Here is a 21,651-nt window from a genome sequence, read left to right on the forward strand (position 1 = left end):
GCTTATTTCCAGATATTCCAGGGCGAGAGCAACCACCCGCCCACCAGTACCAGGCACACCAACGTGACTGGAATGAAAATCTTCCAGCCCAGACGCATGATCTGGTCATAGCGGAAGCGAGGAAACGTGGCACGGATCCAGATGAACATCGAGACGACCAAGAACGTCTTGGCTGCTAACCACACCCACCCGGGAATGAAGGCCAAGGCGTCAAATGGAGGCAACCATCCGCCCAGGAACATCAGCACGGCAAGGATGGACACCAGCCACATGCTCGCGTATTCCGCCAGGAAGAAAATGGCGAAACCCATACCCGAATATTCAACCATGTGTCCGGCCACAATTTCTGCCTCGCCCTCGACCACGTCGAACGGGTGACGATTGGTCTCAGCAACTCCGGAAATCAGATAAACCAAGAAAATCGGCAGAAGGGGCAACCAGTTCCAGGACAACAGCCCAAAACCGTGCGACGCCGCCCAACCTCGGGCTTGGCTTGCAACGATTTCTGTCAGGTTCATGCTGCCTGACACCATGATCACGATCAGGAAGCAAAAGCCCATCGCAATTTCATAGCTCACCATCTGCGCAGACGCACGCAGCGCACCCAAGAAGGCGTACTTCGAGTTGGAAGCCCAACCCGCGATGATGACGCCGTACACCTCAATCGATGTGATGGCCATTACCAGCAAAAGACCCGCATTGACGTTGGCCAGAGCCACATCAGGACCGAAGGGAATTGCGACCCAGGCCGCCAACGCTGGCATGATCGCCATCACGGGCCCCAGAACAAACAAACCCTTGCTTGCTGCTGTGGGCTGAATAATTTCCTTGGTCAGAAGCTTCAGTGCGTCAGCAATCGGCTGCAACAGTCCCAACGGTCCGACACGGTTGGGGCCATGACGTACTTGCATGAAACCCAAGAGCTTGCGCTCCCACAGCGTCAGATAGGCCACGGCGCCCATCAGGGGAGCCAGAATGCAAACGATCTTCAGCAAGATCCAAAGAACAGGCCATGCCGCAGCTGTCCACCAGCCGAAGGGAAGCAGGCCAAGGCCGGCGTTATAGAGCGCGTCAATCATGCTGCCACCTCTTCACGTGCCATACGCGCATCTGCGGTCAATTGCAAAGATGGGGAGCGACGCACCAGGCCATCCAGCTGGTAGATGGAAGCCACCACGGGTTCGCCTACTGCACCGGAGCCCGAAGCAGTCACGCCGCCAGTCACCGCATTGGACAATTGAGCCGCATCGATCCGGGAGAACGCGCCAGGTGCAGCGTTCGTAGCGCGTACCAACACGTCCTGCGACGTTTCGAAATCAAAGCCAGGAATCTCCAGCATATTGGCCAATACGCGGAGCACCTTCCAAGCAGGCCGCGTATCGCCCAAAGGACGCACGACTGCATGGAAGCTCTGCAGGCGCCCTTCCGCATTGATGAAGCTACCCGAGGTTTCGGTGAATGGGGCGATAGGCAGGAGAACATCGCTGAACTCCATGTTGGCTTTGAATGGACTCAAGGTGACAACCATTTCGGCGCCTGAGAGCGCGTCGGTGGCGCGTGCGCCGACCGAAGAGTCGTGCACAGGCTCGTTGTTCAGAAGGAGAACCGCCTTGAGACCACCCGACAACATCTGGGCCGCGTTCAAACCACCCTTGACGGGATGGGCACCCACGAACTGTGCACCGACGGTGTTAGCAGCTTCAGTCAAATAGCCAACCGTGGCACCGGTGTGCTCACCAATCCAATTGGCCAGAGCCAGCAACTGCGTAGCTTGGGCATGGTGTGCTGCGGCGTTGCCCAACAGCACCGCTTTGCGCTCACCCGCCATCAGCGAACGCGCGACAGCTGTAGCAGCGTCATCGATAACAAACGAACCGGCGGGCCCCGCCACACCCTTTTCTTGTGCAACCGCTGCCGCAATACCGCCCAGTGCCTGCATCCATTGGGAGGCCGCGTGCTTCAAGAGGTGCTTGACAGGAATGGCCCAGTCACGCTCAACCGAATCCAGTGCGATGACTTGGCAACCATGGCGAGCCGCCTGGCGAATCCGTTGTGCAAACAGAGGATGATCCTTACGCAAATTGGACCCCACCACCAAAACGCTCTGCAGCGTGGAGAGCGATGCAATGGAGGTGCCCAACCAGCGGATACCTTCTGGAGCGCTGAATTCAGCGTTGCGCAGACGGTAGTCGATGTTGTCACTACCCAAGCCGCGTACCAATGCACCTGCCAAATACAACTCTTCCACGGTGCTGTGCGGACTCACCAGCGCGCCGATGGACTCGGCGCCATGGTCATGGCGAATGTTCTTGAGGCCGTTGGCAACGTACTCCAGTGCTGTTTGCCAGTCCACTTCCTTCCAAACACCGCCCTGCTTCAGCATGGGCTGAGTGAGGCGATCTTCGCCATTGAGCGCTTCATAGGAAAAACGGTCACGGTCCGCGATCCAGCACTCATTCACTGCTTCGTTCTCAAACGGAACGACGCGCATCACCTTGTGGTTTTTGACCTGGACGATCAAGTTTGCACCGGTAGAGTCATGTGGGCTCACAGAGCGGCGGCGGGACAACTCCCAGCTGCGCGCGCTGTAGCGGAAGGGCTTGCTCGTCAATGCGCCGACGGGACAGATATCAATCATGTTGCCCGACAACTCGGAATCCACCGTGTCACCACTCACCGTGGTGATTTCGGAATGCTCACCACGATGGATCATGCCCAGTTCCATGACGCCAGCCACTTCTTGGCCAAAGCGCACGCAGCGGGTGCAATGAATGCAGCGGCTCATCTCCTCCATGGAGATCAATGGGCCCACATCTTTGTGCAGCACAACACGCTTTTCTTCTTCGTAACGCGAAGAAGAGCCGCCATAACCTACAGCCAAGTCCTGCAACTGGCATTCACCACCTTGATCGCAAATGGGGCAATCCAGCGGGTGATTGATCAGGAGAAATTCCATCACCGACTTCTGGGCCTTGATCGCCTTGTCGGATTTGGTACGGACCACCATGCCTTGCGTCACGGGCGTTGCGCAAGCTGGCATCGGCTTTGGAGCCTTCTCAACGTCTACCAGGCACATGCGGCAGTTGGCAGCAATCGAGAGCTTCTTGTGATAGCAGAAATGTGGGATGTAGGTGCCTGCTTTCTCAGCCGCATGCATCACCATGCAGCCTTCGGCAACTTCTACTTTCTGACCGTCCAGTTCAATTTCAACCATATGTGTTCTCGCAATCAGGCGGATGCGGCAGCTTGCGAGCCTTTGTTCCGGATCAATGCCTCAAACTCAGGACGGAAATGCTTCAGCATGGCACGCACAGGCATTGCTGCGGCATCACCCAAAGCGCAAATTGTTCGACCCTGGATGTTGTCGGCAACAGAGTTGAGCAAGTCGAGATCGCCATCACGGCCTTGCCCATGCTGAATGCGGTCGATCACACGCCACATCCAGCCCGTGCCTTCGCGGCAAGGCGTGCATTGGCCACAGGATTCGTGTGAATAGAAATACGACAGGCGCAGCAGGCTTTCCACCATGCTCCGCGAATCATCCATCACGATCACGGCGCCAGAACCCAACATCGACCCCGCCTTGGCGATGGAGTCATAGTCCATCGTGCATTCCATGATGATGGAAGCAGGCAGCACAGGGGAAGAGGATCCACCAGGAATCACGGCCTTGAGTTGACGTCCCTTACGAACGCCGCCCGCCAGCTCCAGCAATTTGGAGAAGGGGGTTCCCAGGGGGATCTCGTAGTTTCCGGGATTCTCCACATCGCCAGACACCGAGAAAATCTTGGTGCCGCCGTTGTTTGGCTTGCCGCATTCCAGATAGGCTGCGCCGCCGTTTCGGATGATCCATGGCACAGCGGCAAATGTCTCGGTGTTATTGATCGTGGTCGGCTTGCCGTACAAACCAAAACTCGCAGGAAACGGAGGCTTGAAGCGTGGCTGTCCCTTCTTGCCTTCCAGGGACTCCAACAACGCAGTTTCTTCACCGCAGATGTAAGCTCCAAAACCGTGGGCCGCATGCAGCTGGAAGCTGAAGTTGCTTCCCATGATGCCGTCGCCCAAATAGCCCGCCGCACGCGCCTCTTCCAGCGCCGCTTCGAAGCGTTCGTAAGACTGGAAAATTTCACCGTGAATGTAGTTGTAACCCACGCTGATGCCCATCGCATAGGCGGCAATGATCATGCCTTCAATCACGATGTGCGGATTGAATTGCAGGATATCGCGGTCTTTGCAAGTTCCAGGCTCACCCTCGTCCGAGTTGCAAACCAGATACTTCTGACCAGGGAAAGAGCGCGGCATGAAGCTCCACTTCAGCCCCGTAGGAAAGCCTGCACCCCCACGACCACGCAAGCCAGACTCTTTGACCGTTGCGATCACTTGATCTTGCGTCAAGCCTTCTCCGCCGTCCTTACCCAGGATGCGACGAAGTGCCTGGTAGCCACCGCGAGCCTCGTAATCCTTGATGCTCCAGTTGCTGCCATTCAGTCCTGCATAAATCTGCGGGTTGATATGGCGATCATGGAAACAGGTCTGAACACCTGTCGCCTTGAATTGCGAAAGAATTTCTGCGGCAGTGGTCATTGCTTGCCCTCCGCTGCACGCAAACCGTCCACCAACTGGTCTAGTTTGTCGTTGTCCATAAAACTGCACATGGTGCGGTCATTCACCAGCATCACTGGCGCATCGGCACAAGCGCCCAGGCACTCGCACTGCTGCAAAGTGAACAAACCATCCGCAGTCGTCTCGCCCATGGAAACACCGAGCTTCTGCTCCAGATGGCGCAGGGCCTTTTGACCATCACGCAGTTGGCATGGCAAATTGGTGCAGACATTGAGCTTGTACTTGCCAACAGGTTGCTGGTTGTACATGTTGTAGAAAGTCGTGACTTCATGCACCGCAATCTGGGGCATGCCCAGGTAGTCGGCGATCACGGCTTCGCTCTCGGCACTCACATAGCCTTGCTCTTGCTGCACGATGGAAAGGCAAGCCATCACGGCAGACTGCTTCTGGTCTGCCGGGTACTTCGCCACTTCGCGCGCGAATCGCGCCAACGTCGCTTCGGTAATCATCGGTCAATTTCTCCGAACACGATATCCATGGTGCCAATGATCGCCACCGCATCGGCAATCATGTGTCCCCGAGCCATTTCATCCAGCGTGGCCAGGTGCGCAAAACCAGGGGCACGGATCTTCAAACGATAGGGCTTGTTCGCGCCATCGCTCACCAAGTAGATACCAAACTCTCCCTTGGGATGCTCCACCGCTGCATAGGTTTCGCCTTCAGGCACGTGAAAACCTTCGGTGAACAGCTTGAAATGGTGAATCAACTCCTCCATGTTGGACTTCATGGATTCGCGCGAAGGGGCGGCAACTTTGTGGTTGTCAGTGATGACCGGCCCAGGGTTGGCGCGCAGCCAATCCACGCATTGCTTGATGATGCGATTGGACTCGCGCATTTCCTGCACACGAACCAGATATCGGTCGTAGCAATCACCCGTCTTGCCAACCGGAATATCAAAATCGACCCGATCGTAAGCATCGTAAGGCTGCGTCTTGCGTAAATCCCAAGCGATACCAGAGCCACGCAGCATGGGTCCTGTCATGCCCAGATTCAAAGCACGCTCAGGCTTTACGACCCCAATACCCACCGTACGCTGTTTCCAGATACGGTTGTCAGTCAGGAGAGTTTCGTACTCATCCACGCAACCTGGGAAGCGCTTCGTGAAATCGTCGATGAAGTCCAGCAAAGAACCCTGGCGATTCTGATTCATCGCCTCCAGCGCTTTGGCGTTCTTGATCTTGCTGACTTTGTACTGGGGCATCGTATCGGGAAGATCCCGGTACACACCACCCGGACGGAAGTACGCAGCATGCATGCGCGCGCCCGAAACGGCCTCGTACATATCAAAAAGATCCTCACGTTCACGGAACGTGTAGATCAGGATGGTGGAACTGCCGCAATCATTACCATGCGAGCCGAGCCACATCAGGTGATTCAGCAAACGCGTGATTTCCGAGAACATCACACGGATGTACTGCGCACGCACAGGCACCTCAATGCCGAGCAACTTCTCGATGGCCAGGCAATACGCGTGCTCATTGCACATCATGGACACATAGTCCAGACGGTCCATGTATGGCAAAGACTGGATGAACGTCTTATGCTCAGCCAGCTTCTCAGTCGCGCGGTGCAGCAAGCCAATGTGCGGATCAGCACGCTGAACAACCTCACCGTCCAGCTCCAGAACCAAACGCAACACACCGTGCGCCGCAGGGTGCTGGGGTCCAAAATTCAGGGAATAATTTTTGATTTCAGCCATGATGGTTCACATGAGCGCAAAGCAGCTCAGTGCAGGCCTCCGTACTTGTCTTCGCGAATGATGCGAGGCGTGATTTCACGCGGCTCGATGGATACCGGCTCGTAAACCACGCGGCGTTGCTCGGCGTCGTACCGCATTTCCACATGGCCAGACAAAGGGAAGTCCTTGCGGAAGGGGTGGCCGATAAACCCATAGTCGGTCAAGATGCGACGCAGGTCATTGTGACCATCGAACACGATACCAAACAGATCGAAAGCCTCGCGCTCGTACCAGTTGGCAGAGTTCCACAACTCAGCCACCGACGCCATCATTGGAAAATCGTCATCAGCACAGAACACCTTGACGCGTACACGCTGGTTCAGACTGACCGACAAGAGATGGGAGACCACCGCATATCGCGGACCTTCTTGAACGGCATCTGCGTAGGTGGAATAGTCCACACCACACAGGTCAATCAACTGCTCGAATTTGCATGCATCCGAGTCACGCAAGATACGCATGGACTCCAGGTAGTCCGCAGCAGCTACCGTCACCGTCACCTCATCCAAGGCGAGCGTGACCTGACGGGCCTTAGCACCCAAGGCCGCGGCAATGTTCTTTTTGAGCTCTTCAGGCCGAATGGCTACAGCAGTCATCATCAACCCTTCAAGCGCGAGCGATCGTATTGGTGCGGCGGATTTTTTGCTGCAACTGGATGATCCCGTAAATCAGCGCTTCCGCTGTTGGAGGGCAGCCAGGCACATAAACATCCACAGGCACGATGCGATCACAGCCACGCACCACTGAATAACTGTAGTGGTAGTAACCACCACCATTGGCACACGAGCCCATGGAGAGCACCCAGCGCGGCTCGGACATCTGGTCGTACACCTTGCGCAGCGCAGGAGCCATCTTGTTGCAGAGGGTTCCGGCAACAATCATCAAATCCGACTGACGAGGGCTGGCACGAAACACTTCCGCGCCAAATCGACCAATGTCATAACGCGCAGCGGCGGCGTGCATCATTTCCACCGCACAGCAAGCCAAGCCAAACGTCATGGGCCACAAAGAACCGGTCTTGGCCCAATTCACCACCGAGTCGTAACTCGTGGTGATAAAGCCTTCCTTCATCACGCCTTCAATCATCGCACTCGTCCTTGTTGAAGCTCGATCATTCCCAATCCAACGCGCCTTTTTTCCACTCGTAGGCAAAGCCCACAACCAGAATGGCAAGGAAGATCGAGACCGCTACGAAGCCTGTCATTCCCACCTCATGCAGGGTCACCGCCCAGGGAAAGAGGAATGCAATTTCCAGATCAAACAGAATGAACAAAATGGCTACCAGGTAGTAGCGCACGTCGAACTTCATGCGAGCGTCTTCAAACGCTTCGAAGCCGCATTCATAAGGGGAGTTTTTGGCTGCATCTGGGCGATTAGGGCCCAACACATAACCAAGCACCAAGGGGACAACGCCTACGGCAATGCCAACCAAGATGAACAAAAGGACGGGGAGGTACTGATCGAGGTTCATCGTGAGGATGCTCACCGCTGTAGCCAAACCTGCGGGACTTGTACAAGTGCACAGGCTGGCTTTTGTTTTGGTGCCGTCGGCGAGACTCGAACTCGCACAGCTTTCGCCACTACCCCCTCAAGATAGCGTGTCTACCAATTTCACCACGACGGCTGATGTTGCATGTTTGGATGGCATGAGGAACCGCGAGGGTTTTGGCTTTCCAAACAATCCAGAATTCTACCCCGGAAAACCCTCGATAGGCATCAGGGTAGCCAATTTAGTGCAGATTATTTAGATGGAATCTGGGCAGCACCAGAAGCTGGAGCGACAGGGGCAGCAGGCACTGCATCCGCAGCACTTCCGGAGGCAGGGATGACGGCGGCCGGGGTTTCCAGAACACTGCCTGAGCTGGCCGGGCGCGAATTGCCAAAGTAGGCCAGCGCCAGCGTCGTGATGAAAAACACGGCCGCCAACACGGCGGTAGTACGGGAAAGGAAGTTGGCGCTTCCGCTGGCACCAAACAAGCTGCCGGACGAGCCGCTACCGAACGCAGCACCCATGTCTGCCCCCTTGCCGTGCTGCACCAGAATCAAACCGATCATTCCCAGGGCCGCCAAGATTTGTACAGCCAGGATCACGTTCACCAAAACATTCATGTTCACTCCTAAATTAATAGCTATTAGCGCTCAGCTCACCGGGCTGCAGCGATGATCTTGAGAAAATCTTCCGCCTTCAACGAGGCGCCTCCCACGAGGCCGCCATCAATGTCTGGCTGAGCAAGCAATTCGGCAGCATTCGCCGCGTTCATGCTGCCGCCGTAAAGCACGCGAACACGATCCGCGTGAGGAGTGGCTGCCGTCAACTGCGCACGCAGCACAGCATGTACTTGCTGCGCCTGCTCAGGCGAAGCAGTACGACCCGTGCCAATGGCCCACACAGGCTCGTAGGCCACCACGATTTCGCTGATGCAATGGCCATTCACATGGATCACGGCAGCCAGCTGGCGCTTGACTACAGAATCCGTCTGACCAGCCTCCCGCTCTTGCAGAGTCTCGCCCACACACACGATGGGCGTGATGCCGGATGCCAAGGCCTGGCGGGCTTTTTCTGCAACGACCGCATCCGTTTCACCATGGTACTGACGACGCTCAGAGTGCCCCACCAGCGCGTAACGAACGCCGAAATCCTTCAACATCGCCGCCGACACTTCACCGGTATAAGCCCCAGAAGCAAAGGCCGAGACATCTTGCGCACCCAATGCGATGTTGGCACCGGACAGCAACCCCTGGACTTGCGCCAAATAGGGAGAAGGCACCGCCACAGCCACATCGCAAGCAGGCGTTCCAAGCCCTGCAAGGAGCCCCTTGACCAGAGCTTCGTTGGCAGCAAGGCTGCCATTCATCTTCCAGTTGCCTGCGATCAGTTTCTTTTTCATGTTTACCACGTCAAAACAATCTTGCCAGTGTGTTGATTGGATTCCATCAATGCATGAGCAGCCGCAGCATCACCCGCATCAAAGGTCTGGTAGATGACAGGACGAACCTTACCCTGCTCAATGAGCGGCCAGACCTGGGAACGGAGGGACTGCGCTATGGCGGTCTTGAACTCTACAGACCTGGGTCGCAGGGTAGAGCCCGTGATGGTGAGTCGGCGGCGCAGCACAAGCCCCGCACTGAAAGAGCTCTTCACCCCGCCCTGCACGGCAATGATGACCAGCCGCCCATCTTCAGCGAGGCACTCCACCTCACGCGCCACATAGTCACCGGCGACCATGTCCAGCACCACATCCACGCCACGCCCATTGGTGATTCGCTGGACTTCTGCCACAAAGTCCTGTGTCTTGTAGTTGATGGCATACGAGGCACCCAGCTCAATGCACGCTGCGCATTTTTCGTCGCTGCCCGCCGTAACAATCACAGTGGCGCCCCACGCACGGGCCAGCTGGATGGCAGTCACACCGATCCCGCTGCTCCCGCCTTGCACTAGGAGAAACTCACCCGCTTGCAGACGCCCTCGATCGAAGACATTGCTCCACACGGTGAAGAATGTTTCCGGCAGAGAAGCCGCTTCGATGTCATTGAGCCCCGCAGGAACCGGCAGGCACTGCCCGACGGGCGCGACACACCACTGCGCATACCCACCGCCAGCCACCAAGGCGCAGACCCGGTCGCCCACCTTCAAACCTGCAGACGCCATAGCCTGTGTGTCGCCGGCCTCAATCACGCCAGCGACCTCCAGGCCAGGCAAGTCAGACGCACCCGGCGGCGGAGCATAGTGCCCCGCGCGCTGCAATACGTCAGGCCTGTTGATTCCGCTCGCCGCCACACGGATCAACAATTCACCCACACCCGGCTGGGGCACAGGCCGCTGCCCGAGGCGGAGCACGTCGGGCGCACCGAAGGACGAAATCTCCACAGCACGCATCAAACGTTCGGTCATAAGTCTCTGCTCTTTAAAGCAATTTAAGCTGCCAGCGCTTATGGGTAAAGCGCTGGCAGCTACAAATTCAATAGCAATTTAATCCACTAGCGGGCCGGCAGACCCGCCGGACCTTATTGCTGTTGCTGCTGTTGCTGGTCAGCCGACTGGCGACCACCTTCTCGGCTTTGGCGTGGCTCACGCTCGCCGCGCTCTGCAGGCGCAGGGCGATCACCACCGCCAGCAGGACGCTCTGCCAGCGCCTTCATCGACAGTTTGATACGACCCTTTTCGTCGGTTTCCATGACCTTGACCTTCACGATCTGGCCTTCTGCCAAGTAGTCCGACACCTTTTCCACGCGCTCGTGGGCGATCTGGCTGATGTGCAGCAGACCGTCCTTGCCGGGCAGCAAGTTGATCAGCGCGCCAAAGTCCAGGATCTTGGTCACAGGACCTTCATACACCTTGCCAATTTCCACCTCGGCCGTGATCTGCTCGATGCGGCGCTTGGCTTCGTCAGCCTTGGCGGCCTCAGTCGCAGCGATGGTGATGGTGCCGTCTTCCTCGATATTGATCTGGCAGCCGGTTTCTTCGGTCAGCGCACGGATGACGGCGCCGCCCTTGCCGATCACGTCACGGATCTTCTCGGGGTTGATCTTCATGGTGTAGAGCTTGGGCGCGAAGTTGGACACTTCGGTCTTGGCTTCACCCATGGCTTCTTGCATCTTGCCCAGGATGTGCATGCGCGCTTCCTTGGCCTGGGCCAGTGCCACCTGCATGATTTCCTTGGTAATGCCCTGGATCTTGATGTCCATCTGCAGGGCCGTGATACCACCCGTGGTACCTGCCACCTTGAAGTCCATGTCGCCCAGGTGATCTTCGTCACCCAGGATGTCGGTCAGCACGGCAAAGCGGTTGGCGTCCTTGATCAGACCCATCGCAATACCCGCCACATGCGCCTTCATGGGCACGCCGGCATCCATCAGCGACAGGCAGCCGCCGCACACCGAAGCCATGGACGAGGAACCGTTGGACTCAGTGATTTCCGACACCACACGCATGGTGTAGGGGAATTCTTCCTTGGTCGGCAGCACAGCCACCAGAGCACGCTTGGCCAGACGGCCGTGGCCGATTTCGCGGCGCTTGGTCGAGCCCATGCGGCCCACTTCGCCGGTGGCGAAGGGAGGCATGTTGTAGTGCATCATGAAGCGGTCTTCGTACTCGCCAGCCAGCGCGTCGATGCGCTGTGCATCACGCTCAGTGCCAAGTGTGGTCACGACCAGCGCCTGGGTTTCGCCACGTGTGAACAGGGCCGAGCCGTGGGCGCGGGGCAGCACGCTGTTGCGGATTTCGATGGGGCGCACGGTGCGGGTGTCGCGGCCGTCGATGCGGGGCTCGCCAGCCAGGATCTGGCTGCGCACGATGCCGGCTTCGATGTCGAACAGCATGCCTTCGACCTTGACGGAATCGAACTCCACGCCATCGGCCTTGAGGCCAGCCATCACGGCAGCGTAGGCTTCACGGCAGGCTTGGGTGCGGGCTTGCTTGTTGCGGATCTGGTAGGCAGCGCGCAGTTTGTCGTCAGCCAGTGCGACAACCTTGGCGATCAGGGCTTCGTCCTTGGCGGGCGCTTCCCATTGCCACACGGGCTTGCCAGCGTCGCGCACCAGTTCGTGGATGGCGTTGATGGCCACGTTGCCTTGCTCATGACCGAACACCACGGCGCCGAGCATGATTTCTTCAGACAGCTGCTGGGCTTCGGACTCCACCATCAGCACAGCGGCTTCGGTGCCCGCCACCACCAAGTCCATCTGCGAGTTCTTACGCGCAGTCTGGCCGGGGTTCAGCACATATTCGCCGTTGATGTAGCCCACGCGGGCGGCACCAATGGGGCCGTTGAACGGAATGCCAGAGATGGCCAGAGCCGCACTGGTAGCGATCAGGGCCGCGATGTCAGCGTCCACTTCGGGGTTCAAAGAAATGGTGTGGATGACCACGTGCACTTCATTGAAGAAACCTTCGGGGAACAGCGGGCGGATCGGACGGTCGATCAGGCGGCTGGTCAGGGTTTCGTGTTCGCTGGGCTTGGCTTCGCGCTTGAAGAAGCTGCCGGGGATCTTGCCAGCGGCGTACGTCTTCTCGATGTAGTCCACCGTCAGCGGGAAAAAGTCTTGGCCGGGCTTGGCGGACTTGGAAGCCACCACAGTGGCCAGCACCACGGTGTCGTCAATGTTCACCAGCACGGCGCCGGAGGCCTGGCGGGCGATCTCGCCCGTTTCCATGATGACGGTCTTGTCGCCCCACTGAAAAGACTTGGTGACTTTGTTGAAAATACTCATTATTAGCTCCTAATTTAATAGCTGGTAGCGCTTTACCAGTTTGGTCTGGAGCGGAATTCAGAACACGATGCCATTCCAGCGAGACTGCCCCATTTGGCAGCAAATGCAATCTCGTTGGAATGACACAGCTTCGCTCTGTTTTGCCACTCCGAAGTAAAAAACGCCTGAGCTAGCGAACTAACCCAGGCGTTTTTGCATGCAATAACGATTACTTGCGCAGACCCAACTTGGCGATCAGCGCGGTGTAACGGTCAGCGTCCTTGGCCTTGAGGTAGTCCAGCAGCTTGCGACGACGGCTCACCATGCGCAGCAGGCCGCGGCGACCGTGGTGGTCCTTGGCGTGCGTCTTGAAGTGAGGAGTCAGTTCGTTGATGCGGGCCGTCAGCAGGGCCACTTGCACTTCTGGGCTACCAGTGTCGTTGGCAGCGCGGGCGTTGGCCTTGACAACTTCGGCCTTGATGGAGGATGCGATCATGATTTTCCTTTGTGAGCTTCGAGAGTGAAGCCTGTTTACTTGCGCCAGAAGCTGGAAGGTCTACTGGCGTGCGTCTTGCACCATGCAAAACTTGCCGATTATAGCGCCCACCCTCTTTGTTGCCTTTGGCCACCGCAAAGAAGAACGAGACCATCCTGCATCTACGGGATTCTTCGTGGTTGGCGGCAATGGCGCGCGTGGCAGGATGGCGCTGCACGCCATAGCGCCCGCCCAGAGCACTACCCGCCGCGCGGCTGTGCTATGCAATCAACCCATTTCATCGAGCACCCTATGCCGCCCTTTGACACACCTACCGCCCGCCCCCACCACCGATTCGGTGCCCTACTGACCATCAGCCTTGCCTCTTGCCTGCTGGCCAATCCCAGCGCAGCAGACGCCGAACAACGCAAACGCAACAAGGCCGACACCAGCGAATCGGCCAAAAAGAAAGGTACGACCAAAGTCACCTCTCAACGCAGCTCGTCTGAAGAGAGCCGCGCGGAGCGGGATCGCCGCTTGTACCGCGAGTGCAAAGGCATGCACAACGCCGGCGCCTGCCTGGGCTACACGCGCTAACCCGTCAGCCAGCAAGGCCACCGCTCGTCCTTACTGCAGCGCCATCAGTCAGGGCACGGTGGAAGTGCCAAAGCGGCATCGTTAGCATTGCCCCCATGCAATTGTCCACCACTTCCTGCGCTCGCGGTGCCCACCCTCGCTGGGGTGCGTCACACGCCAGCCGCGGAGTTACCGCCATAGAGCTGATGGTGGTCGTAGCCATCATCGCCGTGCTAGCAGCCTTGGCAGGGCCCAGCTTTACCGCTCTGATTGAACGCTGGCGCGTCCGAGACGCGGCCGAAACACTGACATCCTCCATCTACTACGCCCGTTCTGAAGCCATCAAACACGGCGGCAACATCATCATCATCAAAAACCCCAACAGCGGCGCCTGCACCACGGCCGACGGAAACACGCAATGGGGCTGCGGCTGGCGCATTTTTTTTGATGCCAACGGCAACCGTGCCCAAGACACCTGCGTACCCGCTAACACCCCCAATGAGTGCGACCTGCAGGTCACCGCAGCCCCCACACGGCTGACGATCACCCTGACCAGCAGCACCGGCAGCCTCTCCTTCGACCGCTGGGGTATGCAGTCCCACACCGATGCAGCAGACTCCACGCCCGACGATCTGACCTTCAAGCTCATGCCCTACGGCAAAACTGCGAGCGATGCCAGCGCAGCAACCCTCTGCGCAGTTCGCGGCGGCCGCATCGTGCGCAAGAAGGGCTCTGACACCTGCTGAACACCCCGCGGCACAACCATGGGACATGACCACCTCACACCTCCGCACGCCATGCAGGCGGCTCGCCCCACAATGCAGGGCTTCACGGCCATCGAACTGATGGTCGTGGTGAGCATCATTGCTGTTCTCGCAGCCCTGGCAGGCCCCTCCTTTACCCAGATGATCGAAAGCTGGCGCGTGCGCGATGCCACGGAATCCCTGCGCTCCACGCTGATTTTTGCCCGCTCCGAAGCCATCAAACGCGGCGGCCAAATCGCCATCCACAAGCTGCCCAACAACACCAACGGCTGCACCAGTGCCACTGGCAACCGCGATTGGGATTGCGGCTGGATCGTCTGCCACGACACCGACAACAGTGGCACCTGTACCAGCACCGAGCCGGTACTGCAGCGCATCGAAGCCCCCGCCAAAGTACAAGTGACCCGCACCGGCGGCAGCGTCAGTATCAAGCTCAACCGCTGGGGCTTGGTCGATGGCACCTGGCTGGGTTTCAGCCTGGTACCGCTGGACAAATCCACAACCCACCCAGGCGCACGCGGCGTCTGCATGAGCTCGGGTGGACGCATCCGCATTCTTCTCCCTGAGGCCATTCCATGCACCGGCTAACACATTTCAACCCCGCTGCAGCCCGACGCCAGCACGGCATCAGCCTGATCGAATCGCTCGTCGCCATCGTCGTCATGGCGCTGGGAATTCTGGGCATTCTGGGTGTGCAGATGCGCACCCTCACCGACACATCCACCACCGTACGCCGCGCCCAAGCCATCCGTCTGATTGAGGATCTGAGTGAGCGCATGAGGGTCAGCCCCAATGCGCTGCTGAGCATCAAAGATTACGAGTCTGGTTACGACAAGAAGGGGGGCGCCCTGACCGCCTCCGACTGCGCTAGCACGGCCTGCACCCCGGCCGAGCAGGTCAAGTACGACCTGAAACAATGGAAAACAACGGTGGAGCAAACCCTTCCGGGGGGACAGGCAAGCATCTTTCTCGCACCGGGCGAAACTGTTGACACCAACCGTCGCCAGCTAGGTGTGATCATTGCCTGGCGCGAAAACGAGCGTGAAGGCACCAAAACCGACGCAATCGACGCGAGCAAGTTTCGCGCTACCGACGGTACCTTTACCGCGGGAACCGACACCGCCAACGCTTGTCCCACCGACAAAACCTGCCACCTGCAATACCTCCCGGTCGCGGCCCGCTGTGCGCCCTACGACAACGGCAGTGGCACCAAGGCGCTTTACTGCTCGTAATGAAAGTTTGCCATGAGCTCAAAAACCATAGCATTTAACGCTGATTTGGCAAGCTCCACACCATGAAAACTCTCCAAATACCCCCCCGTCAAAGCGGCGTGACACTGATCGAGCTAATGGTTGGCTTAGCCATCGGCCTGCTGGTCGTCGCGGTCGCCATGGGCGCACTGATGGTTTCGCGTGGCATCTCTGGCACCGTCAGCGACGCCAGCGGCATACAGCAACAGGGCGCCTACATCTTGCGGGTGGTCAGTCAGCAACTGCGCCAGACCGGCTCGCTCTATCTGAACCCTGACCCAGTTGGAGGTAACAGCACCGACGTGCTGAGCCCTGTGGCCTTCGAAATAAAGGCCGACGCTGTGGGCAGCGGAAACAGCTTCATTCAGGAAGAATCCCTCTCGGGCGCTGGCACCAGCGTAACCACCGCGTTCAGACGCTACCAGGACAACGTTTTCCTGGCTGACAACGCAACAAGCACCACCATCGGCACCGACTTTCTGGCCCGGAACTGTGTGGGCGCACCGGGCAACAGCAGCACCGATCAGCGGGTCGAAAGCATCTTCACCTTTGACAGCACTACAAACGAACTGCAATGCGGCGGCAATGGCACCGCTGCACAGCCGATCGCGCAAAACGTTGCGCAGTTCCAGGTCACCTACATGGTGCAAACAACCGATGCTGCCGGAAACACGACCGTGCAATACGTCAAAGGCAGCGACATGCCCGCCGCCGCCACCGACCCCACATGGCGCCGCGTGCAGGGCGTGCAGGTCTGCCTGGTGCTCTATGGCAGCGAGCCCATCGACATGCCTGCAGGCAGCAGCTACACCGACTGCGCGGGCACCAGTGTCAACATGACCACCCTCACCGGCGAACGCAAGAACCGCATGCACCTGCTGTTCCGCAATACCTATCAGTTGCGCAGCCAGGGGCTGCTCTGATGCGCGCCCCCACAGAACACCGCAAAAAGGCAACCATGCCCCACCCACTGCGCCCCGCCGCCCCCCGCCCCCCCGCCGACTGCGGGCACGGGCAACCCCTGCCAGCCGTTGCCGTGCGCCAGCGGGGCGTGGCATTGTTTGTTGTCATCGTCTTCGTCATGCTGTCGATGCTGCTGGCTCTGTGGGCGTCACGCACCTCACTGTTCAACGAGATGGTGGTGGGGAACGACGCGGACTACCAACGCGCCTTCGAGGCGGCCCAGGCGCTGCTGCAAGACGCTGAACTCGATATTCGCGGCGAAATGGCGGATGGCACCCCATGCACCGCATCTCCATGCCGCGCCTACACCAGCGGTGTATTGCAGTTTCCGGGTGACACCAATGAAATCAATCCTTTGATAACCACGCTCGAAGGCGAAACAAAGCGCTGCAAGGATGGCCTGTGCGCTCGGCGCGTGGGCCGGCAAGACTTCTGGAACTACAAAACAGCAGACACCCCCATCAAACCGGCCGCCAACACGGCCCTGGGAGAAGTGCCGCTATCCGACCTCATGGCCGTGGGTGCCCGCTACGGCCAGTTCACCGGCGCACAACTGGGCAGCAGCACAGCGCCCGCCAACCCCATCCTGGCCGACCCTGATGCGGGACGGTACTGGATCGAAATCATGCGCTACAGCGACACCGCCAAAAGCGCCAACCTGATCGTGGACACCTCCACCAGCCAATTGCCGCTAAACCTTGATGTGTACGTCGTCTTCCGGATCACTGCTCTGGCTATCGGGCGCAAGCCCGGCACCACCGTCGTGCTACAGGAAACCTATGCCCGGCAGCGGACGAAAGATTGAAACCCTGCGCTGCATCACTATAAATTCGATAGCTGCTAGCGCATGCCAGACAAGCGTTTCATGCCATTTTTGCGTCTTTTTTTGAATTTACCCCTGAAGGAGCAAACCATGCCCCGCACCAACCGTCTCCCCTTCCAGAAGAACCTGCTGGCCATCGCCATGGGCGCCGCCCTGACCCCCACCTGGGCGCTGGAACTGGTACAGGAGCCGCCGCTGCCCACGTCCAAATCAGCCTTTGTGGCACCGAATGTGATTATTTCGGTGGATGATTCAGGGAGTATGAATTTCGGCGTTAAAACCGACTACACGGTCCCGGATACTACTGGACCGGGATACTCCGTGCCTGACAGCAACGGAAAGTGGAAAGACGATGCCAGACGCGTCAATGTTTTGAAATATGCGCTGAAAGAAGTTTTCAGCAACAAAAATTTAATACCAGAGAACAAACTGCGGATTGCCTGGCAATCCATGAACAACGGAACTCAAAAAAATGTCAACGCTGCGGGTATGGTCATCAACTCCATGCGCCCCATTGATGCGGTCGTAGGGACTAATAAGGTACATCGCGACAATTTCCTTGCTTTTATCAATGGGTTGGCACCGGGCAGCGGCACCCCCTTGCATCGGCTTCCCAGCCAAGCAGACGCCTACATGCGGCGCGCGCTCAACAGCAGCAGCCCATGGGCTACCGACCCTGGTGGAACCGGCAGCAAAGCCACAGAATACCTGGGGTGCCGCCGTAATTACCACATCCTGATGACCGACGGTCGCTGGAACGGCACGGTTTCCGGCGGTATCCAGGATGGCACTGATTGGCCAGCACTGGGCGACCGGCAGGCGTACAGCACCACATCCAACCAGACAAAAATCTATTACGACGATTATTCCGATACGATTTCCGACTGGGCATTCAGAAGCTGGATGGATCCTTTACAAAATTCTGCAAGCTTGAAAGATTCAGACAAGCTCAAACCATCCAAAATTTATGAAGAGGCACCGGCAACAGAATTATTTACCGCAACCAGAGATAAATTCAAATATGTAACGATCTCTGGATCCGGTAAAAGAGCCAAGTGCGAAGCGTTGCCTGGGGAGTGGAACAGCGTTACAGATCTGTGCAAAGTTAAAGATGGTACCGAAACAAAATCGGTAAATTTACAGAAATATTGGAATCCAAAATACAACCCTGCGACGTGGCCGCACATGGTCACTTACACGATTGGCTTCAGTAATGACGCCGTGACTTGGCCGGGGGCCAGCAACATCGTTGGGCCCACATCGCAGGTTCCGTTTGGCTATGACAAAGGCTTCATCGATCTGGTTACCGGCTTTGAAACCTGGCCCGCCATGGATAGTGAAGAGAAGCGTGCGCTCGATTTGTGGCATGGTGCCATTAATGGCCGTGGCCGCTTTTATGCGGTCTCGGAAGCCGAAGACCTTGCCAAGGCTTTCACCGAGATCATCGGCAAAATCAACGAAGAAAGCGTGCCCCTGCCCGATGAAATCGCTGGCGGCGGCAGCACCAGCGGCTACAACGTCTCGCAAAGCAATGCGGGCATTTTTGCATCGACCTACAGCCCGAAAAGGGGTTGGAGTGGCTCGATTACAGCCACGCGTGCCATTGAGCCGGAGGAGTATGCCTGCCCTACTAAAGCCGACCCCAATCTCAAGTGCATACGTTTCCCAGACACCATCGCCGGCTGGCAAGGAAAGTCCACAGCCGACCGGCTTGACGAGGCTTGGCCTGCGGACGGCGCCGTGGACACCCGGCTGGTTCTGAGTTGGAGCGACGGCACGAATCAAGGCATCCCGTTTAAATGGACTTCCAGCGATGCCATCGGTTACAGCACGGCGCAACAGCTCGCGCTGCTCGGTGAAACTTCGGGCGACACCACGCTGGACCCACTGAAAACCAAAGGCATCAACATCGTCAACTACATCCGGGGCGACCGGAGGCTGGAAGGCACCACCACCGACAAGCCGCTGCGCGTGCGCTATAGCCGACAGGGGGATGTGGTCAACTCCGAAATTTGGTACACGGGGCGTCCATCCAGCAACTATGGGATGGGCTATTCAAGCTTTGTGACAGCTCAGAAAAACCGCACGCCCATGCTGTATGTGGGTGGCAACGACGGTATGCTGCACGGGTTCTCGGCCAAGGATGGCAAGGAGCTGATTGCCTATGTCCCACGTGGCGTGGTAAGCGGGCTCAAAGACCTGACCGACAAGGACTACCAGCACCGCTACTACGTCGATGGATCTCCCATGACCGGCGACATCAAGGACGGCAGCGCCTGGAAGACCCTGCTGGTGGGCACGCTGGGCGCCGGCGGCAAAGGCTACTTTTTGCTGAATGTGACCGACCCCGACGGCTTTGGCACGGCCAGTGCATCGACATTGGTGGTGCTGGATCGCACCCGCGGCAACAGCGAGACCGCTCCCAACTGCAGCGGGCTCACGGGTGCGGCAAAAGCCGCGTGTGACACCGCGGTGGAAGAAAACAAAGACATCGGCAACATCACCGCCCAGCCTGGACGCAACCCCGCCAACAAGCAAGAGGCCACGCAAATCACGCGCCTGAACAACGGCCGCTGGGCTGTGGTGATGGGCAATGGCTACAACAGCACCAATCAGCGCCCGGTGTTGCTGGTGCAGTACCTTGATGGCGACAAGAAGCTCGTGCGCATTCAGGCGACAACCGATGTCACAGATCCGAAAGTCCCGAACAACGCCAGTGACAACGGCCTGGCATCACCCGCTCTGGTGGATCTTGATGGCGATGGCAAGACCGATGTGGTCTATGCGGGCGACAACCTGGGCAACCTCTGGAAGTTCGACCTGACCAGCACCGATGAGGCCCAATGGAAAGTGGCCTTTGGCGGCATTGACAAAAACAATCCAGGCAGCGGCAAACCGCTGTTCACCGCACGCGGCCCCGCCACGCTGACCAGCACCACGCGCGACAAGGTGCAACCCATCACAGCCCCACCCATCGTTCGCCCCAACGACCGCAGCATGACCGTGGGCACAGGCACCAGCGCCAAGACGTTGCCTGTCGGCGGCATGATGGTTGCCTTCGGTACGGGCCGCAACCTCACAGCCACCGACCGTCGCACTGACATTACGCAGCCGGTGCAAACGCTGTATTCGGTGCTGGACAACACCCGCTATCGCATGAAGACGGACAAGTCCTCACTGGAAGTCCACCCCGGCGCAGGCGACTGCAGCAGCGCACCCGCCACCTGCATACCCACCCCCGCGCAGGTGGGCACCATCGCCGACGATGGCAAACCCCTGGCCAAGCAAACCATCACCACAGTGTCTGGCGACGACGCCACCGTGACCGCCACCGAGGAGCTGAAAAAAGAAACCTGGAAAGACTACAAGGGCTGGTATGTGGACTTGCCGTTCAAAGGTGAGCGACTACTCAAACCCATGCAGTTCTATGATGGCAGCAATATTCTTGCGGTCTATAGCGAATCGCCCTCGGGCACCAAAAACAGCGAGAGCGACAACATCAACGAAAGTTGCGTGCCGGTGAAAGTGGACACCAGTGCGGGCAGCCAGTTCCGCACGTTTGTCAACATCATGGATGGCAAGCGCCCCACGGTCCAGCTGGTGGACACCGACAACAACGGCATCTACAACTCTGCAGACAACAACGTCAACCGAGTGGCGGTGAAGACCGGTACACCAGTCCTGATCACCAAACGCGACCGCATTCAGGATCTCACTGGGGGTGGAGGCGCGCGCGACACCCTGAACCGCATGCCCGAACAATCCATGCGCCCCAGCTGGCGCCAACTGAAGTGAAAAAACAATGACTCGTCATCCGCAGAAAGCGCAGCTTGGGTTCACCCTCATAGAGCTCATGATCGTGGTGGCCATCGTCGGGATTCTCTCGGCGGTCGCCTACCCTAGCTATACCGAATACGTCCGGCGCGGGCACCGTGCGGATGCGCGCGCAGGGCTGTTGCAGGCACAGCAATGGCTGGAGCGAGCCGCTACCGCCACAGGTGCCTATCCGACGGAGTTACCTGCCACGCTGACCTGGGCCAACGACTCCACCAAGCGCTACACCATCTCTATTGGCGGCCCTGCTACCACATCCACTTTTACGCTAACGGCCACCCCCAGAGGCGCCCAGGTGGGCGACAAGTGCGGCAATTTCACCGTGACCCATACGGGCTTACGTGGTGCCAAGGGCGTTACCACGGGTGATATCGTGACTGAATGCTGGAGCAAATAGCCACTGCGCTACCATCGAC

The 21,651-nt window shown here is 58.3% G+C and carries 21 protein-coding genes and 1 tRNA gene; 8 read left to right on the forward strand and 14 right to left on the reverse strand.

What is annotated here, in order from left to right; all coding sequences use genetic code 11:
• Positions 1–2: 2 nt before the first annotated feature.
• The 14 genes from nuoH to rpsO form a co-directional block, all read right to left on the reverse strand.
• On the reverse strand, positions 3–1,079 hold the full coding sequence (nuoH, locus tag BDD18_RS05005) for an NADH-quinone oxidoreductase subunit NuoH (protein ID WP_044401361.1): 1,077 nt from the start codon (positions 1,077–1,079) through the stop codon (positions 3–5).
• On the reverse strand, positions 1,076–3,214 hold the full coding sequence (gene nuoG / locus BDD18_RS05010) for an NADH-quinone oxidoreductase subunit NuoG (RefSeq protein WP_142081724.1): 2,139 nt from the start codon (positions 3,212–3,214) through the stop codon (positions 1,076–1,078). Before nuoG ends, nuoH begins: the two co-directional genes overlap by 4 nt.
• A gap of 14 nt (positions 3,215–3,228) precedes the next feature.
• Positions 3,229–4,584, reverse strand: coding sequence for an NADH-quinone oxidoreductase subunit NuoF (nuoF, locus tag BDD18_RS05015; RefSeq protein ID WP_142081725.1), 1,356 nt, complete (start codon positions 4,582–4,584; stop codon positions 3,229–3,231).
• The gene (gene nuoE / locus BDD18_RS05020; protein ID WP_044401352.1) at positions 4,581–5,072 is read right to left on the reverse strand and encodes an NADH-quinone oxidoreductase subunit NuoE; all 492 of its coding nucleotides are present in this window, start codon (positions 5,070–5,072) and stop codon (positions 4,581–4,583) included. Before nuoE ends, nuoF begins: the two co-directional genes overlap by 4 nt.
• On the reverse strand, positions 5,069–6,322 hold the full coding sequence (locus BDD18_RS05025) for an NADH-quinone oxidoreductase subunit D (RefSeq protein ID WP_142081727.1): 1,254 nt from the start codon (positions 6,320–6,322) through the stop codon (positions 5,069–5,071). The genes nuoE and BDD18_RS05025 overlap by 4 nt, the downstream gene beginning before the upstream one ends.
• A 26-nt stretch (positions 6,323–6,348) precedes the next feature.
• Positions 6,349–6,957 carry an NADH-quinone oxidoreductase subunit C gene (locus BDD18_RS05030; protein WP_142081728.1) on the reverse strand — a complete coding sequence of 203 codons (609 nt, stop codon included), beginning with the start codon at positions 6,955–6,957 and terminating at the stop codon, positions 6,349–6,351.
• 10 nt (positions 6,958–6,967) lie between these two features.
• Positions 6,968–7,447, reverse strand: coding sequence for a NuoB/complex I 20 kDa subunit family protein (locus BDD18_RS05035; protein WP_005793239.1), 480 nt, complete (start codon positions 7,445–7,447; stop codon positions 6,968–6,970).
• Positions 7,448–7,472: 25 nt separating this feature from the next.
• Positions 7,473–7,832: an NADH-quinone oxidoreductase subunit A gene (locus BDD18_RS05040; protein ID WP_044401345.1), complete on the reverse strand. Its 360-nt coding sequence runs from the start codon at positions 7,830–7,832 to the stop codon at positions 7,473–7,475.
• Between the two features lie 68 nt (positions 7,833–7,900).
• Positions 7,901–7,985 (reverse strand) — tRNA-Leu (locus BDD18_RS05045).
• A gap of 116 nt (positions 7,986–8,101) precedes the next feature.
• A complete protein-coding gene (gene secG / locus BDD18_RS05050) occupies positions 8,102–8,470 on the reverse strand; it encodes a preprotein translocase subunit SecG (RefSeq protein WP_142081730.1) in 369 nt (122 codons plus the stop codon).
• A 35-nt stretch (positions 8,471–8,505) separates the two neighbouring features.
• Positions 8,506–9,249 (reverse strand): triose-phosphate isomerase, encoded by a 744-nt coding sequence (gene tpiA, locus BDD18_RS05055; RefSeq protein WP_142081731.1) that lies wholly within the window; start codon positions 9,247–9,249, stop codon positions 8,506–8,508.
• A 2-nt stretch (positions 9,250–9,251) separates the two neighbouring features.
• Positions 9,252–10,238 carry an NAD(P)H-quinone oxidoreductase gene (locus tag BDD18_RS05060; RefSeq protein ID WP_142082524.1) on the reverse strand — a complete coding sequence of 329 codons (987 nt, stop codon included), beginning with the start codon at positions 10,236–10,238 and terminating at the stop codon, positions 9,252–9,254.
• Between the two features lie 128 nt (positions 10,239–10,366).
• Entirely contained in the window at positions 10,367–12,571 is a 2,205-nt protein-coding gene (gene pnp, locus BDD18_RS05065) for a polyribonucleotide nucleotidyltransferase (protein ID WP_142081733.1), read from the reverse strand.
• Between the two features lie 208 nt (positions 12,572–12,779).
• Positions 12,780–13,046, reverse strand: coding sequence for a 30S ribosomal protein S15 (gene rpsO, locus BDD18_RS05070; RefSeq protein ID WP_005793232.1), 267 nt, complete (start codon positions 13,044–13,046; stop codon positions 12,780–12,782).
• A 291-nt stretch (positions 13,047–13,337) separates the two neighbouring features.
• Here rpsO and BDD18_RS05075 point away from each other — a divergent pair, with 291 nt between their 5' ends.
• From BDD18_RS05075 to BDD18_RS05110, 8 genes are all read left to right on the forward strand, one after another.
• Positions 13,338–13,622: a hypothetical protein gene (locus BDD18_RS05075; protein ID WP_142081735.1), complete on the forward strand. Its 285-nt coding sequence runs from the start codon at positions 13,338–13,340 to the stop codon at positions 13,620–13,622.
• 95 nt (positions 13,623–13,717) lie between these two features.
• Entirely contained in the window at positions 13,718–14,347 is a 630-nt protein-coding gene (locus BDD18_RS05080) for a GspH/FimT family pseudopilin (RefSeq protein WP_142081736.1), read from the forward strand.
• 18 nt (positions 14,348–14,365) lie between these two features.
• Positions 14,366–14,953: a GspH/FimT family pseudopilin gene (locus BDD18_RS05085; protein ID WP_244938989.1), complete on the forward strand. Its 588-nt coding sequence runs from the start codon at positions 14,366–14,368 to the stop codon at positions 14,951–14,953.
• Positions 14,941–15,597, forward strand: a complete 657-nt coding sequence (gene pilV, locus BDD18_RS05090) for a type IV pilus modification protein PilV (protein ID WP_142081738.1) — start codon at positions 14,941–14,943, stop codon at positions 15,595–15,597. The genes BDD18_RS05085 and pilV overlap by 13 nt, the downstream gene beginning before the upstream one ends.
• 62 nt (positions 15,598–15,659) lie before the next feature.
• Positions 15,660–16,538: a PilW family protein gene (locus tag BDD18_RS05095; RefSeq protein WP_142081739.1), complete on the forward strand. Its 879-nt coding sequence runs from the start codon at positions 15,660–15,662 to the stop codon at positions 16,536–16,538.
• A 35-nt stretch (positions 16,539–16,573) separates the two neighbouring features.
• Positions 16,574–17,383 (forward strand): pilus assembly PilX family protein, encoded by an 810-nt coding sequence (locus BDD18_RS05100; protein WP_170207375.1) that lies wholly within the window; start codon positions 16,574–16,576, stop codon positions 17,381–17,383.
• Positions 17,384–17,491: 108 nt separating this feature from the next.
• Positions 17,492–21,196 (forward strand): pilus assembly protein, encoded by a 3,705-nt coding sequence (locus BDD18_RS05105; protein ID WP_082758838.1) that lies wholly within the window; start codon positions 17,492–17,494, stop codon positions 21,194–21,196.
• A gap of 7 nt (positions 21,197–21,203) precedes the next feature.
• Positions 21,204–21,632 carry a type IV pilin protein gene (locus tag BDD18_RS05110; protein ID WP_142081743.1) on the forward strand — a complete coding sequence of 143 codons (429 nt, stop codon included), beginning with the start codon at positions 21,204–21,206 and terminating at the stop codon, positions 21,630–21,632.
• The last annotated feature ends 19 nt before the right edge of the window (positions 21,633–21,651 follow it).

The sequence above is a fragment of the Acidovorax temperans genome, assembly GCF_006716905.1.
Classification (GTDB): Bacteria; Pseudomonadota; Gammaproteobacteria; order Burkholderiales; family Burkholderiaceae_C; genus Acidovorax; species Acidovorax temperans.